The sequence below is a fragment of the Streptomyces alkaliphilus genome, assembly GCF_014141535.1.
Lineage (GTDB): Bacteria > Actinomycetota > Actinomycetes > Streptomycetales > Streptomycetaceae > Streptomyces > Streptomyces alkaliphilus.
The window spans coordinates 1-5,196 of sequence record NZ_VKHT01000315.1; the positions used below are offsets into that span (position 1 = coordinate 1).

A 5,196-nucleotide genomic window follows, 5' to 3' on the forward strand; every position below is an offset into this window, starting at 1 on the left:
CCGTCGACCCTCCCCACGTCATCGTGACCTCCCACACCACACCGTCCACCGCCGCCACCACCGTCACCGGGGCTTCCCCCGACGCCGTACCCGACTCCCGCGCGGTCGCGGCGGCGGACGCCGCCGTCACCCCCGCCGACGGGGACGCGCCGGTCACGTCGCCCCCGCCGGACCTGCTGAGGCAGTACGCCTGGCGGGTCCTGCGGCAGAACTGGACCGGCGCCTCCACCGTTCCGTCGCTGGGCCTGTACCCCCACCAGTGGAGCTGGGACTCCGCCTTCATCGCCATCGGCCTGCGCCACCTCTCCGCCGCCCGCGCCCGCCGCGAACTGGAGACCCTCTTCACCGCCCAGTGGGCCGACGGCCGGGTGCCGCACATCGTCTTCAACCCCGACGTGCCGCTGGGCGCCTACTTCCCCAGCCCGGACTTCTGGCGCTCCTCCACCGCCGGCGCCCGGGTCGGCGCCCCCGGGACGGTGGAGACCTCGGGACTGATCCAGCCGCCGGTGCACGCCCTCGCCGCCTGGCTGGTCCACCTGGCCGACCCGACCGGCTCCGCCCGGCGGGGCTTCCTGTCCCGGATGTACCCCCGGCTGGTCGCCTGGCAGCGCTACCTCACCGACCACCGCGACCTCGGCGGGCGGGGCCTGGTCTCGATCGTCCACCCCTGGGAATCGGGGATGGACAACAGCCCCTGCTGGGACGAGCCCCTGAGCCGGATCGTGCCCGCGCGGGCCGACACCTTCCGCCGCGCCGACCTCGACCACGGGGACGCCTGCGATCGGCCCACCGATCTGGACTACGGCCGCTACGTGCGGCTGGCCGCCGATTACCGGGACCACGGCTACCACGACGCGAGCGCACCGCACCGATTCGCCGTCGAGGACCCCGGGGTCAACGCCCTGCTGATCGCCTCCGAGCGGGCCCTGGCCCACATCGCCACGGCGATCGGCGCCGACCCCGAACCCCACCGCGAGCGGGTCACCGACCTCACCGACGCCCTGGTCGAACGCCTGTGGGACGCCGAGAACGGCATCTTCCTCTGCCACGACGTGCGCGGTGGCGGCCCGATCCGGGAACTGAGCTGTTCGGGGCTGCTCCCGCTGATCGTGCCGGGTCTGCCCCCGGAGGTCTCGGCCGCGCTGCTGCGGACGGTCACCGGCCCGCACTTCGGCCTCGGCTCGACCACCCGAATGGTGCCCAGCTACGACCTGCTCGGGGCCGCCTTCGACCCGTCCCGCTACTGGCGCGGCCCCGCCTGGTTCAACGTCAACTGGCTGATCGAACGCGGGCTGCGGGAATACGGTGAGCACGCCCTCGCCGAGGACCTGCGCGCCTGCGTGTTGGCCTCGGCGGTGTCCTCCGACTTCGCCGAGTACCTCGACCCGTACACCGGACGGGCCCGCGGCACCCGGCAGTTCGGCTGGACCGCCGCCCTGACGGTGGATCTGCTGGGCGCCGTGCGACCTCCCGAGCCGGTGCCGCACGAGCCGACCATGCGCCGGGCCTCGGATCCGCCCCGCCGACCGGGTCGAGCCCCCGCCGGCGGCGGACGTGCCGGCGGGCCGGGTGGGCACGCCGGACACGGTCCCGGCGGTCACGCCGGCGACCGAGCGCGCCCCACGGGACCGACGGGACGCCCCGATCCGGGCCCGGACACCGGGCCGGCGGAGCCGCCGGGGGGACCGGGCCGGATCGGGTTATCGGACCCGTCGCCGGTCGGGCCGGCCGCCGCGGCCGACTCGGGGACCGGGGTCGAGGGCCCGGGCACGCAGGACGGAACCACCGGGGAGGGCGTGGGCCGCTCGCTCGGCGACCGCCCGTCCCGAAGCGGTCATCGGGACACGCCGGCCGTCGAGCCGCCGGTCGACGTCCCGGGGACGACAGCCGCGGCCCGTGCCGCACAGAGGGAGGGGACTTTGAGATGACCGTCACGCACCACCGCCTGCTCGTCCACAACGGCACCTTCGCGCTGCTGGGTCCCTCGGGGGACATCACCGGTGCGCGCGGGGCCCTGCCGGACGGCCTGTTCACCCGGGACGCCAGGCACCTCAGCCGATGGCAGCTCACCGTGGACGGCACCACCCCCACCGTCCTGGTGCCGACCACCGGGGGCTCCGGCGAGACCGCCTCGTGCGTGCTCGCCCCGCCCGGCGGTCGCGGGGAGCCGCCCGCGGTCACCGTCTTCCGCGAGCAGACGGTGACCGCCGGAACCCTGGTGGAGCGGATCAGGTTGGTGAGCAACCGGGCGACGAGCGGCCGGACGATGGTCGCCCTCACGGTGGACGCCGACTTCGCCGACCAGTTCGAACTGCGGTCCGACCACCGCTGGTACGACAAGCCCCACGCGGTGCGGAGCCGTGAGACCCTGCCGGACGGGGTGGCCTTCGGGTACCGGCGCCGCGAGTGGCACTCGCGCACGGTCGTCTCCGCCGAGCCCGCCCCCGACGCGGTGGAGGACACCGGCAGCGGCGCCCGCCGGCTGGTGTGGCTGCTGGAGTCGGCACCGCGCGGCTCGGCGGAACTGGTGCTGCGGGTGGCCGCCCACCCGCACGGCGCACCCGGTCCGGCCACCGGATCCGACGACTTCCCCGCCGCCGGGACACTGCCCTCCGCGGGCCCGGGAATGGGCTCCCTGGATCGTGCCTGCGCCCGGGGGGTCGCCGATCTGGCCGCGCTGCGGATCCCCGCCGAGGGCCCGGACGGCACCATCCACCGGGTTCCGGCCGCCGGCGTGCCCTGGTTCCTCACCCTGATGGGCCGGCACGCCCTGTTCACCTCGCTCCTCGCGCTCCCCCACCTGCCGCAACCCGCGGCGGCCACCCTGCCCGCCCTGGCCGCGACCCGGGCGACGCAGGAGGACCCGGCGCGGATCGCGCAACCGGGCAAGATCGTGCACGAGGTGCGCCACGGGGAGCTGGCCCACTTCGGACAGGTGCCGTACGCGCGCTACTACGGTGCCGTGGACAGCACCCCGCTCTTCCTCGTCCTGCTCGACGAACACGCCCGGGTGACCGGGGACACCGGTCCGGCCCGTGCCCTGGAGGGCGACGCCCGGGCGGCGGTGGAGTGGATGTTCCGCCACGGCGGACTCGACGGGTACGGCTACCTGGTCTACCACCCGGACGAGGGCGGGCTGGCCAACCAGAGCTGGAAGGACTCCCCCGACGCGATCTGCTTCGCCGACGGCACCCCGGCGAGGGGCGCGATCACCTCCGCCGCCGCGCAGGGATACGCCTGGGACGCGCTGCGCCGGACCGCCGGTCTGGCCCGCCGGGTGTGGGGCGACCCCGGGTGGGCGGAGCGGTTGGAGTCGGCGGCGCGGGACCTGCGCGAACGCTTCCTCGCCGACTTCTGGATGCCGGAGCACGACTTCCCGGCCCTCGCCCTCGACGGCACGGGCCGGCGGGTGGACGCCCTGGCCTCGGATGCCGGGCATCTGCTGTGGTCGGGGATCCTCGACGCGGAGCGCGCCGTCGCGGTGGGGCGGCGGCTGCTGGAACCGGACTTCTTCTCCGGCTGGGGCGTGCGCACCCTGGCGGCGGGTCAGGACGCCTACCATCCGCTCGCCTACCACCGGGGCGGGGTCTGGCCGCACGACAACGCGGTGTTGGCCCTGGGGCTGGCCCGGTACGGGCTGCGCGCGGAGGGCGACCGGCTCCTCTCGGGGCTGATGGCGCTGGCCGAACGGCACCACCACCGACTGCCGGAGGTGGTGGCCGGGTACGGGCGCGAGGAGTGTCCCGAGCCGGTGCCGTACCCCTACGCCTGTTCGCCGCAGGCGTGGGCCGCGGCGGCGCCGCTGGCCCTGTTGACGGCCCGTCGGGCGGCCGAGGGGGGTGACGGCGTGGCGGCGGACAGCTCGGAGAACGGAGCGGGAGACACCTCGGGAAACGCCGCGGGACAGAGCGGGGAGCGGCTTGCCGGGAACCCCGTCCCGGAGTCGGCCGCCGCCGGTTGACGGGGCGTCCACCCGGCCGGCGCCGGTCGCGGGCCGGGTCCCGGCCCGCGACCGGCGTCAGCCGCCCGAGGTGTCCAGCTCGGCGTCGGCGACGATCGCCGGACAGTCCATCGGGTCGTCGAGCCATCCGTCGGGAAGAACCACCCGGTTGCGTCCGGAGGTGCGACCGCGCGGTCCGTCCGCGCCGGCCGGCCAGGGCTGGTCCAACTCCAACTCCTCCAGCAAGCCGGCCAGTTCGTCCGGTGAGGAGGCGACCGCCAGCCGGCGGCGCGCCTCGGATCCGACCGAGAACCCCTTGGTGTACCAGGCGACGTGCTTGCGGAAGTCGATGACGCCGCGCGACTCGTCCTCCAGCCACTCCCCGAGCAGTCGGGCGTGGCGCACCATCGTCGCGGCGACCTCGCGCAGCGTCGGCCTGGCGTATTCCGCGCTTCCCCGCCCCTCGAAGGCCGCCACCAGGTCGGCGAACAGCCAGGGACGGCCCAGGCAGCCGCGCCCCACGACCACGCCGTCGCAACCGGTCTCCCGCACCATGCGCACGGCGTCGTCGGCGGACCAGATGTCGCCGTTGCCCAGGACCGGGATCTCCGGCACGGCCTCCTTGAGCCGGGCGATGGCCGACCAGTCGGCGGTACCCCCGTAGTGCTGGGCGGCGGTGCGGCCGTGCAGGGCGATGGCGGTGACCCCCTCGTCCACCGCGATACGGCCCGCGTCGAGGTGGGTGAGGTGGTCCTCGTCGATGCCCTTGCGCATCTTCATGGTCACCGGGAGACCGCCCGCGCCCCGCACCGCCTCGCGAAGGATGGCGCGCAACAGGGGGCGCTTCCACGGCAGGGCCGAGCCGCCACCCCGGCGGGTGACCTTGGGGACCGGACAGCCGAAGTTGAGGTCGATGTGGTCGGCGAGTCCCTCGTCGGCGATCATCCGGGCGGCGCGGCCGACGGTCACCGGGTCCACCCCGTAGAGCTGCACGGAACGGGGGCGCTCATCCGCGTCGAAGTGGACCAGCCGCATGGTCTTGGCGTTGCGTTCGACCAGGGCACGGGTGGTGATCATCTCGCTGACGAACAGTCCCCGGCCCCCGCTGAACTCCCGGCACAGGCGGCGGAAGGGGGCGTTGGTGATGCCCGCCATGGGGGCCAGCACCACCGGCGGCCACACCCGGTGGGGGCCGATGACCAGCGGTCCGGCGAGGGCCTCCGGCGGCGGTTGGGCACCGGCGGGGGCCATCGGGG

3 protein-coding genes are annotated in these 5,196 nt (G+C 75.3%); 2 read left to right on the forward strand and 1 reads right to left on the reverse strand.

Annotation, left to right across the window (positions count from 1 at the left end; genetic code table 11):
- Nucleotides 1–23 precede the first annotated feature (23 nt).
- Nucleotides 24–1,928, forward strand: coding sequence for an amylo-alpha-1,6-glucosidase (locus FNQ90_RS11990; RefSeq protein WP_407699349.1), 1,905 nt, complete (start codon nt 24–26; stop codon nt 1,926–1,928).
- A complete protein-coding gene (locus FNQ90_RS11995) occupies nt 1,925–3,961 on the forward strand; it encodes an amylo-alpha-1,6-glucosidase (RefSeq protein WP_182606363.1) in 2,037 nt (678 codons plus the stop codon). The genes FNQ90_RS11990 and FNQ90_RS11995 overlap by 4 nt, the downstream gene beginning before the upstream one ends.
- Nucleotides 3,962–4,018: 57 nt before the next feature.
- Here FNQ90_RS11995 and dusB read toward each other — a convergent pair whose 3' ends face one another.
- On the reverse strand, nt 4,019–5,191 hold the full coding sequence (gene dusB / locus FNQ90_RS12000) for a tRNA dihydrouridine synthase DusB (RefSeq protein WP_182606365.1): 1,173 nt from the start codon (nt 5,189–5,191) through the stop codon (nt 4,019–4,021).
- Nucleotides 5,192–5,196 lie beyond the last annotated feature (5 nt).